Genomic DNA, 17,766 nt, shown 5'->3' with positions numbered 1-17,766 from the left:
GAAGGATGTCGAGGCAACAATCTCGTCATCCCACGCGTGGTTGATGATTGCCCATATCCGCAGAGTTCTGCGAAAAATCAATCAAACCGCTTTCTGATTCAGGCTCTGAGAGAGCGATAACTCATATGGACGCATGATCAAAAGATCAGGATGGAAGAATCAGCGAGTTTTTCAAACCTTCCAGTTCCCGCGTTCTCGCAACCCGCTACGATAAACTGCAATCAGCTTTTCTCGCTGCCGTTCAGTTCGCTTCAATGATCATCCCGCTTAACTGACGACATGCTGTCAGAATGTTGTCGTTTTCTCTTTTCATGGCGCAGCATCAGAATGACTGTTGCGACTGCCAGCACAGGCACTAGCCATGCGGCCAGCACTGGAGGCAGATCCCCGTTCTCCCCAAGAAGGCTACAGGCGCGGATTGCGGAATGGGCGAGATAACCGACGAAAAGAATGGCACCGGCAGCCATGGCTCTGATGGTGTATGCAAGAAACGTGACCGAAAGAGCAGCAGCGAGAACCGCCATGGTGCCGGGAAGCAGAGTTTCGGCAATAATCATGTGCAATTGCGTGCGATAGGGTGCGTCGCTGTAGCCTCGTGGCTCCCGCCCGGCTAACGCCAGCAAGACAGGAAAAGGTACGTATTGCACCTCCATGCCGATTACACTCAGCCAGAGTGGATCCAGCGGCAACTGTAGGTCCATGTCCGCGAAGGGCGCCATGGCATTGCCTGTCAGCGCATTGCTCATCGACAGGCCGGTAATGCCATCCGGTGATTGCCATGTCCGCCCTGCCTTAACCCTCCAGACATTGCTCAGTCCGATCTGCTCCGCACTGGCTGCACGAACGATCTGCACAAGCTTGCCCGGGCCGGCAAAACGGAAAAATTCAAGCTGAGTCAGTATGGGTCGTCCCGCCTCAACAACATGTGTGCTTAAAAGTCCGTCTGGGAGGGCAATCCAGTTGAGATTGCTTTCACGTGCACGATCAAGGCGCTGGCCGTCACGCCCGATCCTTTCCTTCATCTGGACCACCATTGAGGCCGGGCCAAGCCAGGCATCCAGGGCGACATCAATCGGTCCAAGGCACAGGCCGAGCAGGAGTGCGGGCACCAAGCTCTGAGCCGGTGAACGGCCGCTGTTCCAGAATAACCTCCGTTCGCCAGAATGAGTGTGCATTAGTTCGGTGGCGAACACACTCAGGAATGCCACGAACGGCACCAGCGGACCGATCAGCCTCGGCGTGCGTAAAAAACAGAAGCGCACGACGCATCGGGTCGTGCCCGTTTTGCAGGCCTGTGTGACGCTGTCGATCTGGGGCCATAGATCAATCGTCAGCGCAATGACCCATAGCACCAGAACGATCAGTGCAATCTGCCGCAGATAGGCCAGCAGTACGTAGCGGGTGTACAGGCCCAACGGAACGAGGCACACCCGGCGCGACGGTGAGGTCTGCATCACGCGCGCGCCAGTTGCGGATGGAACAGCGCGTCCTGACGCCTGAGGATGAGAGTGGTGGAAGCTATGGCGCCTGCGCCCGTAAAAGCGAGAAGAACGATCATGACGGCGCTGGCATGACCATTATTTAGTGAACGAATGATCCATTCGGTAGAAACATTGAGGGACATCAGGATGATACAGGCCACAGGTAACGTCAGATACACTGTCTGGCGTGTCGTCAGACATACGCCGGCAAAGGCGAGAATGGGCGCCATGATGCACAGCAGAGTGCGCCCGATCCTCTCTCCCAATATTTTGGTCAGGGTCGCAGGAGCGATCCGTCCACCGCCATTACGTGCCAACGCCAGCTCTGCTGCGAGTTCAGCGGATGTCAACTCCGCCCCGTCATATCCTCGCGCGGCAAAAGGCAGGACATCGGACAGAACCAGAGCCCTGTTCGATGTCCGGGCGGAAAATGACTCAGCCCCGTCCGCTGCGGAACAGACTGTTGGATCGAAACAGAAGACACGCCATGCTACGTCTCCCAGCAGGAGAGGAAGATAGCCGTTGCCCTCTCCTTTCGCGACACGGGCGCTGCCAGCGAGAATGACACGGAAGCGGCCCGGCCCATCGGGTTCACGAATGAAAATATTGCGCTTAAGGTGAGATCCGTTGTCAGTCTGGGGCGGCGCGAACATCACGCGGTCATTGGGGAAATAGAACTGCCCAGTGCTTCTTCCTATAGTCAATGCCCGGTACTCGGCCTGAAACAGAACAGCGCGCTGTGCATAGAGCGAGAGCGGATTAACCACACCCGATACGAACAGTGACACGATACAGGCCACGATCGCTATCGCCATGCCCGGTACGATCAGATGTCGCGGTCCCATGCCAGCAGCGCCCAACACAAGCAATTCGCGGTTTTCCCGCATTTGAAGCACGGCCATGTAAGTCGCAACCAGAAGGGCCATCGGCAGGGAAAGATCGAAAATCTGCGGGACAGTCAGAGCATAGACCGCGAGCGCCTCGGGTAGGCCCGCGTGATTGCGTAACACATCGCGAAACACCATGGGGAAACGCTCGGACAGGAACACCGCCTCGACCAGCAGCATCACGAACAGGGTCAGACGAAGGCAGTCGCGCAGGAACTGACGTATCCTCAATGTGCCGTACCCGGCCATGATGGCGGACAGGCGTGCGATTGCCACCCGTGCGTCGCGGACTTGCTGTTCTGCCGGGTCGGTCATATCTGAAATGTGCCCCCCAGATAGGCCTCGCGAACACGTCGGTCGGCGACCAGAGTGGCGGCGTCACCTTCCGCCAGAACATGCCCGTCGTAGATCACATAGGATCGATCGACGAGCCGAAGCAGTTCCAGTGCACTATGATCTGTTATCAGCACACCCACCTGACCCCGGGCCATCGCGCGGATCAGGGTGGCTATCTCCCCCACATTGACCGGATCAACGCCGGAGAATGGTTCATCCAGCAATGCGAAGGCGGGGTTGCAAGCCATGGAAACGGCAATTTCGCATCGCCGCCGCTGTCCGCCAGACAGCGATCCAATGCGTGCGCCGCGCAGGGAAGTGAGACTGAAATCCGTCAGAACCCGCTCCATGTAGCGTGCGCGCGCCTCCCTGTTGCCTGTGTTTGTCTCCAGAATAACAGTTATCGTCTGCTCCACGGTCATCGTGCGAGGCAAAAAACTCGTCTGGGGCAGGTAGGTCAGCCCGTGTCGTGCGCGCTCGTAAAACGGCAGACACGTTATGTCCAAGCCATCAAGGGTGATGTTTCCACCATCGGGTGTCAATTCACCCGTCAACATCCGAAACGTGGTTGACTTGCCCGCTCCGTTCGGTCCCAGCAGGCCGACTATCTCGCCCCGGCGCACAGTCAGACTGACATCGCGTATGACCGTGCGTTTACCCCATGATTTCATGATCCGATGGGCCGACAGCATAAAACCAGCTTTCCCTGTGAGATACGTAACGTGACCGTCAGATTCCTGTGACCTGTCTTCTGGTCCCGATCACGCCGCATTCCGCACTACACCGTCCAGCCATTGCGTTGACGCGACGGATACGGCAAAGGTTTGTTCCAGATCCGTGCCAACACGTGAGCGAACATCTCTTATCATGTCAATCGAGTTACCAGGTCAACCTGCCAGCGAGACTGATGGAAGCCGCCTTCGCGTCCTGTTCATCAATGATACTTCCCGAAACGGCGGCCCGGGACAGACCCTGCTGGATATCCTGAAATTTTTGCCCTCCGCGCTGATTGACCGTAGCGTCATGCTCCCGCGTGAAGATATCGTCAGTCGCAGGTTGCGCGAGCACAACGCCGTCGAAACATTGATTATCGAGCCGGCGATCATCGAAAATCTCGTCCAGCCTTTGTCCCGTGCAATGACCCGTGATGATTTTGCCGCGCCCCGGGCGTTGTGTGCGTTGCGCGCCGCAGGCAATGTCGTGCGCGCGGTGACAGGCGCGCTGCGATTGATCCGCCGCGTCCGGCAGGAACGATATGCGGTGATTTTCTGCAATGGAACGACAGCAAATTTCATAGGAGGGGTGTTGGCGGCTCTCCTTGGCGTGCCCGTGGTCTGGCACGTTTTCTATCCTTCCGTGCCGCTAGTTCTGCGCGGATCTCATCGGTGGTTGGCTGCCCGGTCAGGTGTACGCTCCATTCTGTGCGTGTCGAATGCGGTTGCTTCCCAATTTGGGCGCGGCATGTCCAAGGTCCGCGTGCTGCACGATGCGCTCGATATCGCTGAATTCGACCGGATGGCGGCTCCTCCGGTTCTGAAAAAAGAACTCGGACTGCCGGAAGACACACTCATTTTTGGCGCGCATGGCCGTATCCTGCCTCATAAAGGCTTCGTGGAACTGATCCGCGCGGCGCATTTGGTTTGCAGTCGGCTGGATGAGACTACCCGCGCACGATGCCGCTTTGTCATTCTTGGCGATACCCCACAGGATATGCCAGTCGATCATCTTGAAGAGTGTCGGGAGCTGGTTCGGACGCTAGGGTTGGAAAAACAGGTGCTGTTTATCGGTTTCAGGCCTTTGGTAAGATCCTATCTTGCCGATTTCGATGTGGCGCTCGTACCCAGCGTGTATCCGGACCCGCTGCCAAGGGCCGTTCTGGAAGCTATGGCGATGCGCAAACCAGTGATCGCCTTTGCAGTTGGCGGTATGGGTGAGATGCTCACGGATGGCGTGGAAGGGCGGCTTCTGAATGGCCATCCACCCGATATCGAGGGGTTGGTCGAAGCCTGCCTGAACGTGATCAAGGATCCCGCGACATGGCGTGTTCGGGGAAAGGCGGCGCGCGGGCGTATCGAACGGGATTTCAACGCCCGGACTCACGCGGACGCCATCGCGCGCGAACTGTTCCGGTCGGCAAAAGTGTCTGTGCCGTGAAAATGATACACAAGGTCGTTCATGTTGTCGTGGCGGGCGATATCGGCGGCGCTGAGCGCCTGTTGGTGGACCTGACGACCCGTCCGGCTGAAAGCGGGGCCGAACACTGCGTGGCCCTGATGACTCCAAACCCGAAGCTGAGGACATACATTGCCGCGAGCGGTATCACAATCAGGGATCGGGGGCCGGTCAGGGCCGATCCTCTTTCCTATCTGTGGCGCGCGTTTGGTCCGGACGATGTGCGATGGCTGCGAACGGTCCTGACGGAACAATGCGCCACGATTGTCCATGTGCATACCTACGCCTCGCATGTCATAGGCGTTCGCGCGGCGCGGTCTCTGGGCCTGCCAGTCGTGCGCACGGAACACGGTGTTCAGCATTACACCGATCCGAGTTGCGCGCTCTTTCGCTCCTGGGCGCTACGGCACTCGGATTGCGTCGTCGCGGTCAGCGACTATGTCGGCCGCTTCCTGAGCCGACGAGCCCCCTTCGTGGCGGACCGCGTCCGCGTTGTCCGCAATGGCGTGGATACGTGTTATTTCGCGCCAGCATCCTCTTCCTTGTCCGGTCCGTTTACGCTCGCGTTGGTCTGTCGGCTGGAACCATGGAAGCAGGTCGATCTGGTGATCCGGGCTGCGGCGCGTGTGCCAGGACTGCGCGTGTGTATCGCGGGAGACGGCAGCGCGCGCGCCGCACTGGAAATGCTGACGCAGAAGCTGGGAATGACGGATCGTATCGTCTTCATGGGATACCAGTCCGATCCGCGTCCCGTCATCGCCGCGTGTGATGCCGCCATCAACACCTCGCGCGACGAGCCGCTGGGTCTCTCCGTCATTGAAGCGCTGGCGATGGGGCGCCCGGTGGTCGCCTTCGATGGCGGCGGTATTCCCGAAATCGTACATCATGGCGTCACCGGATGGCTTGTGCGGCGACATAACGTCGAAGCGCTGGCGGAGACGCTGACCCAGGTCGTGGCCAGCCGGGCCGAAGCCGCGCGGCGGGGGCGCGCGGCGTGCGATTTCGTACGGCGCGAATGCCGCATCGAGACGATGTGCGAGGGATACGCTAATGCCTATGAGTCGCTGCGCGGCGTCCGGCACGCAGATGCGTGATCAACCAGGAGAAACTGACTACGACAAAGTCCAGAACCTGCTGAAAAACCGTCATGATGATCAGCACCGCCGCGACTTTAGGGCGGGAGAGGTCCATCATGCCGGCGGCTTCCAGACCCAGCCCGACGAAAAGAATATCCTTGGCTGGCACGAGCGGCAGCCGCGTGACGATCAGTCTGAGCGCCACGAATTCGAAGCATAGGAACGCGCTCGACAAGGCGCCGGAGAACCACCAACTCGCGAATTCGAGTGCGAGCGTCACGCCGCTGCGCGCGAAATGCGCGCCAAAGGTCCAGAACATCTCCCACCGGGTCAGGCGCGTAAGACGCGTTCCCCCCAGCATCAGCACCAGACAGGGCACCAGCGGTAGCGTGGACGCGCCCAGAAGCATCCACCTCCGGCTGCCGGCAAGTAGCGGCACGCTGGCGCCGCTGAACAGCAGGAAAATCACCAGCACCACCCAGACCATCATCAGCCCGGCTCCGCCGGAAAGCAACGCTGACTCCCGGACGACGTGAAGCAGGTTATCGCGTGTAATCCGTAGTTTTTTCTGCGCCCAGAAAAAGAAATACGCCTCGCCCGAATACTCGATCAGCACGGAATTTAAATAACGTTTGCGGAAGAGTACAAAAAGCGGAAGCTGTCCCGATACATCCAGCAGGCGGCAAAAGATCACCCATTCCGAAACTGGCTGTACCCCATAGGGCACGAACTGGATCAGGTAGAAGGCCAGAGCATGCGGCCGCGCATTCCAGACCTGCGTCCATCCGATCGAACTCAGGCTATGGACTAGAAAAACAAGCATGGCAGCAGGGAAAAGCCAGCGCGACAGGGAAGTCATGCGCGTTATGATCCCGACTTTCAGGTTCGGCATCTGAATCGACTTCCCCTGAGATGCTTTTCCCGCGAGACGGCCTTCGAGCGTTTTACCTTTATGTGGCCTCGCCAGTGCTCAGGTGGTGGGGGTGAAGAATTAACATTGGGTTTCAACTGGAACTGCTTTCAGAGGATGCTCGCAACAATTGGAAAGCTATCTGCGATATCCTGCAGTCTAGCACAAGCGTAACCCACAATGCTTTACTTTGATTGGGACTTGTTAATGAAATTGTCAAAGACAAAATAATAAAAATGCATATATAGAACAATAAATGGAACACTTAGATTTAATTTGTTGGAGTTATAAAATGAATATTCGCGTGGGGTTAAGATTTTTTCCTACAGAAGTGGTTGGGTATAATTTAAGAAATCATGTTATATATTCATTATAAATAACATTAACATAAAATAATTCCGGATTTTCTTTTGAATAAAAACCCTCCATTGCGCATGACTAAAGCTGCCCCACTCAAGCGGGCGAACGCTTTGCCTTGCGATATGTTGATGCCAGGAACCGTGAGGGCGGACTGCATTGCGTTCCAAGATATGGAACCTTTGCCGCAATTGTCGCCTCGTATGCGGGGAGAAATCGCGGGTAGGCCGTTACGGATCGCGATCGTCGCCAGTTCGTACAATTTCATCAGCGATGGTGTGGCGCTTACGCTCAACCGCCTTGTCGACTATCTTGAAAAACACGGGGTGAAAGTGCGTGTTTTCACTCCCGTTTCCAACACGACCGCTTTTCCGGCCCCCGGTACCATCGTGCCTGTGCCTTCCATTCCGCTTCCCGGTCGGAGCGAATATCGACTGGCTTTTGCCTTGCCCCATACAGAAATTAAGGCTTTCTCACCAGACCTTATCCATATCGCGCTTGCGCCAGATCCACTTGGCTTCACGACCCTGCGTACCGCGCGCAAGCTCGGCATACCTCTCGTGGCGTCCTACCACACGCGTTATGAGACCTATCTCAAGCATTACTGGTACGTTGCAGCTTTCGAGACCGTTCTTAAACGTTATCTCAGCGCCTATTACGCGAAATGTCGGGAAGTGTACGTTCCCAGTCAGTCGATGATCGACATTCTTCAGGCAGAAGGACAGAAAGGCAAACTCTTACTATGGCAGAGGGGCGTCGATCCGGACCAGTTCAGCCCCGGACATCGATCCATGCAGTGGCGCAGCGATCATGACATCGGCCCAGAAGAAACCGTCATTCTTCTTGTGTCGCGCCTCGTACGTGAAAAGCAGCTTGGCATCTTCAGTGAAACCTTCCATCGGTTAACCGCCACTGGCGTTCCCTGTCGCGCCGTGATCGTGGGAGATGGACCAGAGCGCGCAACGCTCGAGCGCGCGCTGCCGCAGGCCATCTTCACCGGCTTCCTACGCGGGCAGGAACTCTCCGTCGCCTATGCGTCATCCGATATTTTCGTCTTTCCGAGCGAGACTGAGACTTTCGGGAACGTCACACTGGAAGCAATGGCCTCCGGGCTTGCCTGTGTCTGCGCCGATGCTTCGGGTAGTCGCTCTCTCGTGCTCGATGGCATAACAGGATTTCTGGCTCGTCCCGGTGATGTGGCGGATTTCGCTTCCTGTGTGAGGCAACTCATTCGCGATCCCGCGCTACGGGCCAGGATGGCTGCAGCAGCCCGGGCGCGGGCTCTGATGTTCTCGTGGGATCAGACGATGTCCAGCTTGCTGGACCACTACAAAGCACTTGTGCGGGATCCCGCTTGAAAATTGTTGATATCTCAGAATTCTACTCGCCAACCAGCGGTGGAGTTCGTACCTACGTGGAAGCGAAATTCCGGGCAGCGGATCGCCTTGGCCATAGGCTGACGGTCATAGCCCCTGGCTTGGAAGATCGCGTGGAGGCTCGTGGAGCAGGAAAACTGGTCTGGGTGAAAAGCCCGCCGCTCCCATTCGATAAAAATTATCACATGTTCTGGTCGAAAAAGCCCGTCTGGCGGATACTCGACGCCGAGGCTCCGGATTTCATTGAGGGGTCGTCTCCCTGGCGTGGCGGTTGGATCGCGGGTACATGGCCTGGAACTACGCCCCGGACTCTGTTCATGCATGCAGACCCCGTCGCAGTCTATCCCCAGACCTTTCTGGGCAATATATTCTCTCCCAAACAGATTGATTCGGCATTCGGCTGGTTCTGGTCCTATTTGCGACGCCTCAACAGCCAGTTTGATGGAACAATCGTTGCCGGGGCATGGTTAGCTCGGCGCTTTGCGGGATATGGGCTGAAGCATCTGCACACGGTGCCGTTCGGCGTCGACACCGCGCTATTTTCCACCGCATTTCGCAGTGAAGAAATCCGCGGCGAAATGCTCCGCTGGTGTGGCCTTGGGCCGGAAGCCACACTTCTCGTCACAGTCGGACGGCATCATCCTGAAAAACGTATTGGACTTCTGATTGATGCCGTAACACTGTCTCAACAGACGTGTCCGGTCGGTCTGGTGATTGTTGGCGATGGTCTGTCGCATGACAGCGTCCGACACAAAGCTGCGCGGGCAGCCCATGTTCATGTGGTTGGTAGGGTGGATGATCGTCCCCGTCTTGCCACCATGATGGCCTCTGCCGATGCGCTGCTTCATGGATCTACGGCCGAAACATTCGGTTTCGTGACGGCTGAAGCACTTGCGTGCGGCACGCCCATCATCGTGCCTGATGCCGGAGGGGCCGGAGACATCGCTGCTCCCGCTTATGCACAGACCTATCCCGCCGGGAACACGAGGAAAGCGGCAGACGCTATTATACGTTTTGCAGCACGGGATCGGGTCGTTCTATCAACTGCTGCTCGCGAGGTCAGCGCCCGCATTGGAACGATGGATCATCATTTTGAAAAACTTTTTTCTTTATATGAGGAAATGAGATATCCTCCATCCAGCAACCTGTCGACATCAGCGGCTTCGGATGATATTTTCCATGGCGACAGGCTCTCGTGACGTCCTTGCGGCCTTACTGGGGCTGGTGACAAAGAGGAAAAAAGGCTTGGTCCCGGGGAGTATTCAGACCGGAAGGCTCCTGGCCCGATCAGACGCTTTCCTTGATCTCGCCCACCGGCAATTGAACTGTCACCAGAACGCCTCTGGCCGTTCCTGGAATAGGCGAACTCACCGTCATGTCGGCATGCAGTTGCTGTGATATCTGCCGCGCGATTGCCATACCGAGGCCGCTGCCTTCCGCATCTGTCTTTCCTCTGACGAAAGGCTTTTCCATATCCTGCAAAACGTCAGATGTAAGCGGTTCGCAATCATTACAGATCAGGACTTTATGATCCTGCGTGACGATCACACTGACGGGTTGTGCAGATGAACCGTGAAGAACGGCGTTTTCGAGAAGATTGCGGAACAGGATGCCTGTTGCATCCATATCGCCCCGGATCATGAGATGAGATAACCCCGACAGTTCAATCGCCTGGTCTTTTTCCCGCTCGAACTCCTCCGCCAGAAACCGGATGACAGGCACCAGATCGAACATGTCCCCGGTCAGAGCAATCCCGGATGTCGCTCGTGAAAGCTGAAGCAGTTTTTCCATCATCCGGCCAATTCTGCGGGCCTGCTGCATGATGGTCGTTACCCGCTCTTCATAGTCCGACCCTACAAGAAAATTCCTGAGAACCTGAACCTGTGCAAGAAGGGCTCCCACCGGATTGCGCAGTTCATGGGCCGCGTTGGCGGCAAAGGCGCGCTCGGTCGAGAGCGCCATTTTCAGGCGTTCCAGCAGGAGATTGACGGCGGAGTGGATGGACACAAGTTCTTCGGGCAGATCCAGTGGCGGAACAGGAGCCAGGTTGGATCCGCCCCGGCTCCTGATTTCGTGCTGAAGGCTGGTCAGAGGACGCATGGCGCGACGGACGCGCCAGCGGACCAGAAGCCAGATCGCTGGGAAAAAGATCACCATTGGCAGGACTGAAATCAGAATGGCCCGCCTGACGGCTTCATTTCTGTGAAAAGTTGGCTCACCCACCAGAATGTAATGGCGACCAGACGCTGATGGCACAACATACACCCTGAATAGCGGGATGTTGTAAAATCCTGGCTTCAGACGTGGTACGAACAGCGTCTCCGGCGCATTCTGCGACCTGACCTCAAGGTGACCGTCCGTCGTGGCAATTTGATAGGCCAGTGTCCGCCGGTTCACTCCGGGGAGCTGCGCGATCTGACCACCCGGAGTGGCGGAACCCGGATCGGTTCTGTCCAACTCACTGATAACAAATTCCAGGCGTTCGGCCACTTCCTGCAGCGAGTTGTCGAGGCGCTCCGTGACTTCGTAGCGGGTAAAAGCCGCGACAAGAATACTGAGAATTACCAACGCGCCGAGCACGATGATCAGTGTCCCGGAAACGAGACGGGACGCCAGGCTCCAGCGCTTCATCGGACCGCATTTCCCGCGAGACTGTAGCCTCTGCCCCTGACAGTCACGATCAGGCCAGGCCCGGTCTTCTTTCGTATCCTGCTGATAAAGACTTCAATGGCATTGCTCTCTACGTCGTCACTGAGGCCATAAAGAGCATCTTCGATCTGCTCGCGGCTGCACAACGCTCCCGGACGGCGGGCGAGAAGCTCAACAATGGCCCATTCGCGCGCGGACAGATCGATCGTCTGGCCGTCGCGTTCAAGCTGACGACGCGCGAGGTCGATCCCGATAGTGCCAACCATGACCACATTGTCCGGCAAGGCTGCGTAGCGTCTGGCGACAGCATCGATACGGGCGACGAGTTCATCGAGATCATAAGGTTTGACAATATAATCATCTGCACCTTCTGACAGCCCCGCGATCCTGTCACTGACCTGATCCTGAGCTGTGGTGATCAGGATGGCCAGAGATGAACAGTCCCGCCGGATTTCCCGCAGCAGATCCCGACCATTGCCGTCTGGTAGACCAAGATCCAGAAGCAGGAAATCATAAGAAGAGGCGATCAGGGCTGCACGAGCATCGGTTATGGTTCTGAACCAGTCGACGACATGTCCGGCCTGGCGAACGCGGTCTCTTACCGCCGAGCCCAGGGCGGGTTCGTCTTCGATAATCAGGATTTTCATGAGATACGATTTTTCATAACACGCGCGTACAGTGAGGGCAGCACAAGAAGCGTCAGAAGTGTCGAGGAGATCAGACCACCGATGACGACCGTGGCCAGCGGGCGCTCGACCTCGGCACCAGCACTGGTTGAGACAGCCATGGGGATAAAACCCAGACTGGCGACCAGAGCCGTCGCCATGACCGGTCGGAACCGCTCTTCCGCGGCTTCATACGCGGCACGAGCAGCCTCACGGCCTGCTACACGCAGGGAATTTATGGCGGTGATGAGCACCACGCCGTTCAGCACAGCCACACCGAACAGGGCGATGAATCCGATTCCGGCCGAGACACTGAATGGCAGGCCACGTAGAGCGAGGGCCAGAATACCACCTGTCGCAGCAACTGGCAGATTGACGAAAACAAGCCCCGCCAGCCAGACGGAATTCAGCGCGATAACGAGCAGGGCAAAAATCAACACCAATGCAATCGGCACGACAACTTCCAGACGCGCCATGGCTGAGTGCAGATTCTGGAATTGACCCGCCCACACGATGCGATAACCAGGAGGCAGGATGACTTTTTTGCTGACGGCCTTCTGTGCTTCGGTGACAAAGGAACTGAGGTCACGTCCGCGCACATTGGCCTGCACGATCAGGCGGCGGCGGATATTATCCCGACCAATGCGGGGTGGGCCGTCCTGCACCGTGACCTTCGCCACCTCCGAAAGCAGAACCGCACCACGTCCGTCCGCACGACGTATCCGGAGACGAGCGATCTGGTCGCGTGTGCCTGCCTGGGCAGGATCAAAACGGACCTGCGTGCTGATCAGGGCGTTACCGACTGTGACGGGCCGTCCAATATGACCGCCGACCGCTTCAACCACGTTCAGAAGCTCCTGCTGGGAAATACCCAGCCGCGCAGCCTTCCGACGATCAATGTCGATATGGATGAAAGCAACGGTGCCGTCTCCCTGTGGAGCCACGTCAGCCGCGCCGGGAATGGTTTTCATGACGCTCGCTACCCTGTCTCCCAGACGCGCCAGCGTAGCGAGATCATCGCCATAGATCGAGACGGCAATCTGCGTTCTGACACCGGATAGGAGATCATCCATCCGCATCTGCACGGGTTGACTCCATGACTGCTCCATTCCGGGCAGTTCAGTGCTCAGCACCTGACTCATCGCCGTGATGAGCCCCTCCTGTGTATGCGCCGTGGTCCACTGTGATGGTGGCTTCAGAAAGATGAAACTGTCCGTCTCGTTAACCCCCATCGGATCGGTAGGAATGGCCGATGTTCCCGTATTGCTGACAACGCTGGTGACCTCGGGGAAGCGGCGCAGGATACGTTCCTGGAGACTGACTTCCTTCAGGGCTTCGGGCAGCGAAATGCCTGGTAGTCGTGTCGTTGTTACCGTCAGGGCACCCTCGTCGAGAGACGGAATGAACTCGCCACCCAGATGCAGGCCAAGCCAGACAGAAAAAGCAAAAATCGCAAAAGTCGTGCCAAACAGGGTCCGTGGCCGGTTTTCGCACCAGTTCAGCAGGGGACCGTAACCACGACGCAGAAAGGCAACCAGACGGGTATCTTCATGGCGACCAGAAGATTTCATCACCAGAGCCGCAATCACCGGTATCCCGATAACACAGTAGAGCAGCGAGGCCAGCAGGGCCATGATGACCGTCTGCGCCATGGGCCGGAACATCTTGCCCTCGATATCCTGCAATGTCAGGATCGGCAGATAGACCATCACAATGACAAGAATGCCGAAACTCACGGGCCGGAGCACTTCGGTTGCCGCTGAGACCACGAGGGCAGCCAGCGGCGTATTCTGTCCACTCGCCCGGTCACGCGCACGATGGGTCATGAGATTTTCTACTACGACCAGAGAACTGTCGACGATCATGCCGAAGTCGATGGCGCCGAGGCTGAGCAGATTGGCGGAAATGCCGAACCATCGCATTCCTGCCATCGCACAGACGAGTGCAAACGGGATGACGGACGCAATGACCAGAGACGCCCGCCAGTCACCGATGACCACGATCAGGACACTGATGACCAGGAGTGCTCCAACAACAAGATTTTCCTTCACGGTCCTGATGGTGCTGTCTGTCAGGGTCGAACGCACGTAATAAGGATCAAGCGTCACACCTTTGGGGAGAGACTGACGAATGCCGGGAAGTGCCGCGTCGATGGCGGCTAAGGTGGTGTCGGAACTCGCTCCCATGCGCATCATGATGACGCCTATGACAATTTCACCCTGACCATCCCGTGTGACAGCGCCAAGCCGTGTTCGTGGCCCCATGGAAATGCGTCCGACATCCCGGAGGAAAATTGCGGAACCATTGGCGTTGGTCCGGACCGGAATGGACCCGAAGTCATCAAGCGAGCTAATCAGGCCGCGCCCGACAACGATCTGCTGTTCCTCTCCATGCTCGATCCAGCCGCCTCCCGATGCAGAGTTATTGCCGTCCACTGCCCGGAAAACGTCATCGACCGATACACCGAGTGCCATAAGACGTGCCTGATCGAGAGCCACCTGAAACGTCTGTTCGGCACCGCCATTTACGTTGACGTCCACGACGCCCGGAACCAGCTTCAGTTGCGGGGCGACACTCCATGTCATCAGACGGTTCAGATCCATCAGCGAATAGCTATCGCCTTTGATCTGCAACTGCATGATTTCACCAAGACCCGTGGCGAGCGGCCCGATATTCACGCTGACACCAGGCACGGATATCGTGCCGCGCGCCTGCTGAATCCGTTCTTCCACACGGGCGCGATCGAGATTGATATCCGTATCGTCCGCGAACTGGATGTAGACGACCGAGACCCCGGAACGGGAGACCGAACGGAGATCGGTCATATCCGGGAGACCCGCCATGCTGGCCTCGATCGGAAAGGTGATCAGCCGCTCGACTTCCTCCGTGGCAAGGCCCGGAGCAACGACGGAAACGAGGACCTGCCGTGGTGAGATGTCGGGCACGGCTTCCACCGGAAGGCCCCGGACGACGACACAGCCGGCAATGAAGATAAGGCAGAGAACCCCGAGGACCAGCCAGCGTCGGGACTGGATGGCAGAAAGAAAGGCACGCATGGTCAATCAGTTCCCACCGCCCGTATCTGACGCCAGCATCACGGCCTTCAGGGCAAATGCCCCATGCGTCACAATCTTTTCGCCCGTGGAAAGACCGGTTGTGATGACTGATTGTCCGTCACTCGCCGCACCAATATGCACTTCCCGCGGCTGGAACTGGTTCGGGCCGACAGGCACGAACACGATGCTGACGCCATTGATCTCCGTGACCGCATTTTCGGGCACGATGATTCCCGTTGTCTTTTCGTGCACTGGCAGGTGTGTATTGAGGAACATGCCAGGATGAAGGCTGCCATCCGGATTGGGCACCGTGCTGATGACGCGAACGAGGCCTGTGGCCGGATCCGCCATGTCACCTACCGAAGTTATTTTCGATCTCAGTAATGTCGTCCCTGCGTCCGATGCGAGTTCCGTGGTCTGCTCGCCGCCCTGGACCACCTGTGTGGCATCCTGAGGCAGGATGTCAGAAACAATCCATACCGAGGACATGTCCGTCAGACGCATCAGTTCCGTTACCGGCGAAATATCGTCCGCAACGCCGACCGACACAGACTGTATTTCCGCTGTGGTCGGCGCAATGATTGACGATGTCTCATCCAGTGGGTCAGTCTGGGCCTTATCTGATTCCGTAACGGAGTTGTATTCTTCTTCGAGCTGATGCTTCAGCGTATCGACATCAGCCTGGCGCGCAATAACGTCGTCTTTTGCCGCCTGGAATACGGCCAGACGACGTTTGGTCTCTCCTGCGGCAACCGTTGTTCCTTCCAGTTCATGCCCCCGGCGGTAGGCTGACGACGCATTCTGACAAGCCGCCTGTGCAGTCGCCAGTGCAGCCTGTGCTCTTGTCATTTCAAGACGGACCAGATGCAATGAATGGTCTTGATAGGTGAGAAGAGCCTCTCCCCTGCGCACATGCTGACCGGGCACCACAACAACGCTCAGAACTTTACCGGACCCCGCCGGATGAATACGGACGACATGCCCCGCCTCTGCTGTGACGGTTCCCATCGCGTCCAGATTTTTTGTGAGCGTACCACTCTTTGCGATCGAGATAACCAGAGCGGCATTCTTCTGCGCCGCCTCTCCCATTACGACAGTCGGCGCACTTTCGGCGGCCCGTGCAGGGCACTCAGCAATGCGAAAAATAATTGCGATATAAAATAAATATTTCCAGTTTTTCATGAAGGCCGGTGAAGCAGTCACTGGAATTCTCCTGCAGCGATCAATGTCCGTATGATGGCGACGTGCCAGGCGACTTCCGTCTGATTGCGAAGCTGCAAAGCATTGCTGGCAGCGGATCTGGCCCGTAACAGTTCGACCAGAGATGTCTCGCCGGCCTTCCATGATCGGCTCATCTCATTTGCGCGACTGTTCATGCTTTCGGCGGACAGAACCGAATTTCTGAACATGTCTTTTGTGGCTGTCAGATGAGAAAAAACCTGGGCCAGTTCCTGCCTGACATTGCGGCGGGCCTGCTGCTCCTGGCTGACAGCCGCTGCCAGCTTGTTCCTGGCGTCCGCTTCCATGGGGACGTCACGGACATCGCTGGGGAGTGGGATGGAGACTGTTACACCCACGCGGTCGTCCCACGGACTGCCATACTGCTTTTCGTGAATCGCAGCTACACCGATTTCCGGGTTTGGCATGAAGGAGGTTTTGGCGAGATGCAGGCCCGCTTCTGCCGTATGCACGGCCTGACGGGCGGCTCTGACTCGGGGATCCTTATCTTCGAGGGCCTCGGCGGAGGCGTGGCCGTCACGCGCTAATGCCACATTGTCATAAGAGAGAATATCGGGGACGGCCGGGCGACCCAGCAAGATACGAAGCGCTGAGGTCGCTGTCTCGACCTGTTCTTCCGCCAGAGAATATTCACTGGCGGCGTTTGCCACTTCAGATGAAACGATCTGCCGGTCGGCAAGAGTCATCTCCCCGGTGTGTACACCACGACTTACAGAGGCATGGATTTTCTCCAGTGCCTCTTTCTGGATGCGTGCGATTGCCAGTCGACGTTGGGCGATGATGATACTGGCTGACGTATCCAGAACCCTCATGGCCACCGCCATCCGCGCCACATGCTGCCGTTCCTGTATGGTCAGCGCTTCCGCTCTGGCGACCCCGACGGTAGCACTACCCTGTCCCGGCAGCCAGAGTGGCACAGACACCGCCCCTTGATAGGTTGTGTATCCTTCATTGCTGCCTATGGCATGATCATCGAAATACTGCCCCGAGACAGTCGGGCCGCCGGCAAACCAGGAACCGGCTGCTTCGGCCCGTGCTGCTGCTGAGCGATAGTTCGTATTCAGTTCAGTCCGACTGGGATCGGTAGCCCACGCCGCTTCAACGGCCTGGGCGAATGTGATATTTTCTGCTTTCGCTTCTGAAAGTAGAACAGAAGAAAATAAGATAAATGTCAAAATAAAAAATATATAGTATATATATTGACGTTCTACGTATTGACTTATTTTTTTTGATATGGAGCGCGAACTCAGATAATAAATATCACGATTATGCATAAAACTATGCCACCTGTACGTATTATCACGCGGAAAAAGCTGCGATATGATCGATATCATACCAGATGAAGCTGACAGTTCCCTGAACGGCGTCATGGAAATGAATACAGCAGAGAACATAAGTAGTGAGGGAGCGCGTTTAATCCGAAACGGATTCATCCGATCCCTTCGCGGAAACTAGAGCATAATCTGACCTGACGGAGTCGTTTTGGGATTCCCGTTGGGCTGGAAATCTGATTCATGCTTTCTGCCGGACGGGAGGCTGGCATGCATGACCCGAGCCCTGTC

13 protein-coding genes and 1 pseudogene are annotated in these 17,766 nt (G+C 57.0%); 5 read left to right on the top strand and 9 right to left on the bottom strand.

The window, feature by feature from the left end; translation table 11 throughout:
• Nucleotides 1-97, top strand: a pseudogene (locus tag GOB90_RS17460) (IS5/IS1182 family transposase); the annotation flags it as partial.
• A 154-nt stretch (nt 98-251) separates the two neighbouring features.
• On the opposite strand, the gene GOB90_RS17455 reads toward GOB90_RS17460, so the two are convergent.
• The 3 genes from GOB90_RS17455 to lptB are packed head-to-tail and all read right to left on the bottom strand — an operon-like array spanning nt 252 to nt 3,396.
• Nucleotides 252-1,454 (bottom strand): LptF/LptG family permease, encoded by a 1,203-nt coding sequence (locus tag GOB90_RS17455; RefSeq protein WP_194300982.1) that lies wholly within the window; start codon nt 1,452-1,454, stop codon nt 252-254.
• Nucleotides 1,454-2,683: an LptF/LptG family permease gene (locus GOB90_RS17450; protein ID WP_146892563.1), complete on the bottom strand. Its 1,230-nt coding sequence runs from the start codon at nt 2,681-2,683 to the stop codon at nt 1,454-1,456. The genes GOB90_RS17455 and GOB90_RS17450 overlap by 1 nt, the downstream gene beginning before the upstream one ends.
• A complete protein-coding gene (lptB, locus tag GOB90_RS17445; RefSeq protein ID WP_146892561.1) occupies nt 2,680-3,396 on the bottom strand; it encodes an LPS export ABC transporter ATP-binding protein in 717 nt (238 codons plus the stop codon). Before lptB ends, GOB90_RS17450 begins: the two co-directional genes overlap by 4 nt.
• Before the next feature lie 175 nt (nt 3,397-3,571).
• Between lptB and GOB90_RS17440 the strand changes: the two genes are divergently transcribed.
• Together GOB90_RS17440 and GOB90_RS17435 are read left to right on the top strand one after the other, a co-directional pair.
• A complete protein-coding gene (locus tag GOB90_RS17440) occupies nt 3,572-4,858 on the top strand; it encodes a glycosyltransferase family 4 protein (RefSeq protein WP_146892559.1) in 1,287 nt (428 codons plus the stop codon).
• A gap of 2 nt (nt 4,859-4,860) precedes the next feature.
• Complete coding sequence (locus GOB90_RS17435) at nt 4,861-5,970, top strand: glycosyltransferase (protein ID WP_146892570.1); 1,110 nt, start codon at nt 4,861-4,863, stop codon at nt 5,968-5,970.
• Here the strand turns inward: GOB90_RS17435 and GOB90_RS17430 are convergent.
• Nucleotides 5,924-6,811 (bottom strand): hypothetical protein, encoded by an 888-nt coding sequence (locus tag GOB90_RS17430; RefSeq protein WP_146892557.1) that lies wholly within the window; start codon nt 6,809-6,811, stop codon nt 5,924-5,926. The genes GOB90_RS17435 and GOB90_RS17430 overlap by 47 nt on opposite strands.
• Before the next feature lie 485 nt (nt 6,812-7,296).
• On the opposite strand from GOB90_RS17430, the gene GOB90_RS17425 reads away from it, so the two are divergent.
• Nucleotides 7,297-8,577, top strand: a complete 1,281-nt coding sequence (locus GOB90_RS17425) for a glycosyltransferase family 4 protein (RefSeq protein WP_242012138.1) — start codon at nt 7,297-7,299, stop codon at nt 8,575-8,577.
• On the top strand, nt 8,574-9,794 hold the full coding sequence (locus GOB90_RS17420) for a glycosyltransferase (protein ID WP_146892555.1): 1,221 nt from the start codon (nt 8,574-8,576) through the stop codon (nt 9,792-9,794). Before GOB90_RS17425 ends, GOB90_RS17420 begins: the two co-directional genes overlap by 4 nt.
• An 88-nt stretch (nt 9,795-9,882) precedes the next feature.
• Here the strand turns inward: GOB90_RS17420 and GOB90_RS17415 are convergent, their stop codons facing one another.
• The 5 genes from GOB90_RS17415 to GOB90_RS17395 are packed head-to-tail and all read right to left on the bottom strand — an operon-like array spanning nt 9,883 to nt 17,379.
• The gene (locus tag GOB90_RS17415) at nt 9,883-11,226 is read right to left on the bottom strand and encodes a sensor histidine kinase (RefSeq protein ID WP_146892553.1); all 1,344 of its coding nucleotides are present in this window, start codon (nt 11,224-11,226) and stop codon (nt 9,883-9,885) included.
• Entirely contained in the window at nt 11,223-11,891 is a 669-nt protein-coding gene (locus GOB90_RS17410) for a response regulator transcription factor (RefSeq protein ID WP_146892551.1), read from the bottom strand. Before GOB90_RS17410 ends, GOB90_RS17415 begins: the two co-directional genes overlap by 4 nt.
• Nucleotides 11,888-14,965, bottom strand: a complete 3,078-nt coding sequence (locus GOB90_RS17405; RefSeq protein WP_146892549.1) for an efflux RND transporter permease subunit — start codon at nt 14,963-14,965, stop codon at nt 11,888-11,890. Before GOB90_RS17405 ends, GOB90_RS17410 begins: the two co-directional genes overlap by 4 nt.
• A gap of 6 nt (nt 14,966-14,971) precedes the next feature.
• Entirely contained in the window at nt 14,972-16,168 is a 1,197-nt protein-coding gene (locus GOB90_RS17400; RefSeq protein WP_261766036.1) for an efflux RND transporter periplasmic adaptor subunit, read from the bottom strand.
• Entirely contained in the window at nt 16,165-17,379 is a 1,215-nt protein-coding gene (locus GOB90_RS17395; protein WP_242012137.1) for a TolC family protein, read from the bottom strand. Before GOB90_RS17395 ends, GOB90_RS17400 begins: the two co-directional genes overlap by 4 nt.
• Nucleotides 17,380-17,766 lie beyond the last annotated feature (387 nt).

The organism is Acetobacter oeni, assembly GCF_011516825.1.
Classification (GTDB): domain Bacteria; phylum Pseudomonadota; class Alphaproteobacteria; order Acetobacterales; family Acetobacteraceae; genus Acetobacter; species Acetobacter oeni.
The sequence above is the reverse complement of the archived record's forward strand: the minus strand, read 5'-3'. Positions and strand labels throughout refer to the sequence as shown.

What these genes read in the sequence shown, in the direction of transcription:
- GOB90_RS17455 (WP_194300982.1), bottom strand. Translation starts at nt 1,454, where the DNA reads ATGCAGACCTCACCGTCGCGCCGGGTGTGCCTCGTTCCGTTGGGCCTG.
- GOB90_RS17440 (WP_146892559.1), top strand. Translation starts at nt 3,572, where the DNA reads ATGTCAATCGAGTTACCAGGTCAACCTGCCAGCGAGACTGATGGAAGC.
- GOB90_RS17410 (WP_146892551.1), bottom strand. Translation starts at nt 11,891, where the DNA reads ATGAAAATCCTGATTATCGAAGACGAACCCGCCCTGGGCTCGGCGGTA.
- GOB90_RS17425 (WP_242012138.1), top strand. Translation starts at nt 7,297, where the DNA reads ATGACTAAAGCTGCCCCACTCAAGCGGGCGAACGCTTTGCCTTGCGAT.
- GOB90_RS17430 (WP_146892557.1), bottom strand. Translation starts at nt 6,811, where the DNA reads ATGACTTCCCTGTCGCGCTGGCTTTTCCCTGCTGCCATGCTTGTTTTT.
- GOB90_RS17415 (WP_146892553.1), bottom strand. Translation starts at nt 11,226, where the DNA reads ATGAAGCGCTGGAGCCTGGCGTCCCGTCTCGTTTCCGGGACACTGATC.
- lptB (WP_146892561.1), bottom strand. Translation starts at nt 3,396, where the DNA reads ATGCTGTCGGCCCATCGGATCATGAAATCATGGGGTAAACGCACGGTC.
- GOB90_RS17450 (WP_146892563.1), bottom strand. Translation starts at nt 2,683, where the DNA reads ATGACCGACCCGGCAGAACAGCAAGTCCGCGACGCACGGGTGGCAATC.
- GOB90_RS17405 (WP_146892549.1), bottom strand. Translation starts at nt 14,965, where the DNA reads ATGCGTGCCTTTCTTTCTGCCATCCAGTCCCGACGCTGGCTGGTCCTC.
- GOB90_RS17435 (WP_146892570.1), top strand. Translation starts at nt 4,861, where the DNA reads ATGATACACAAGGTCGTTCATGTTGTCGTGGCGGGCGATATCGGCGGC.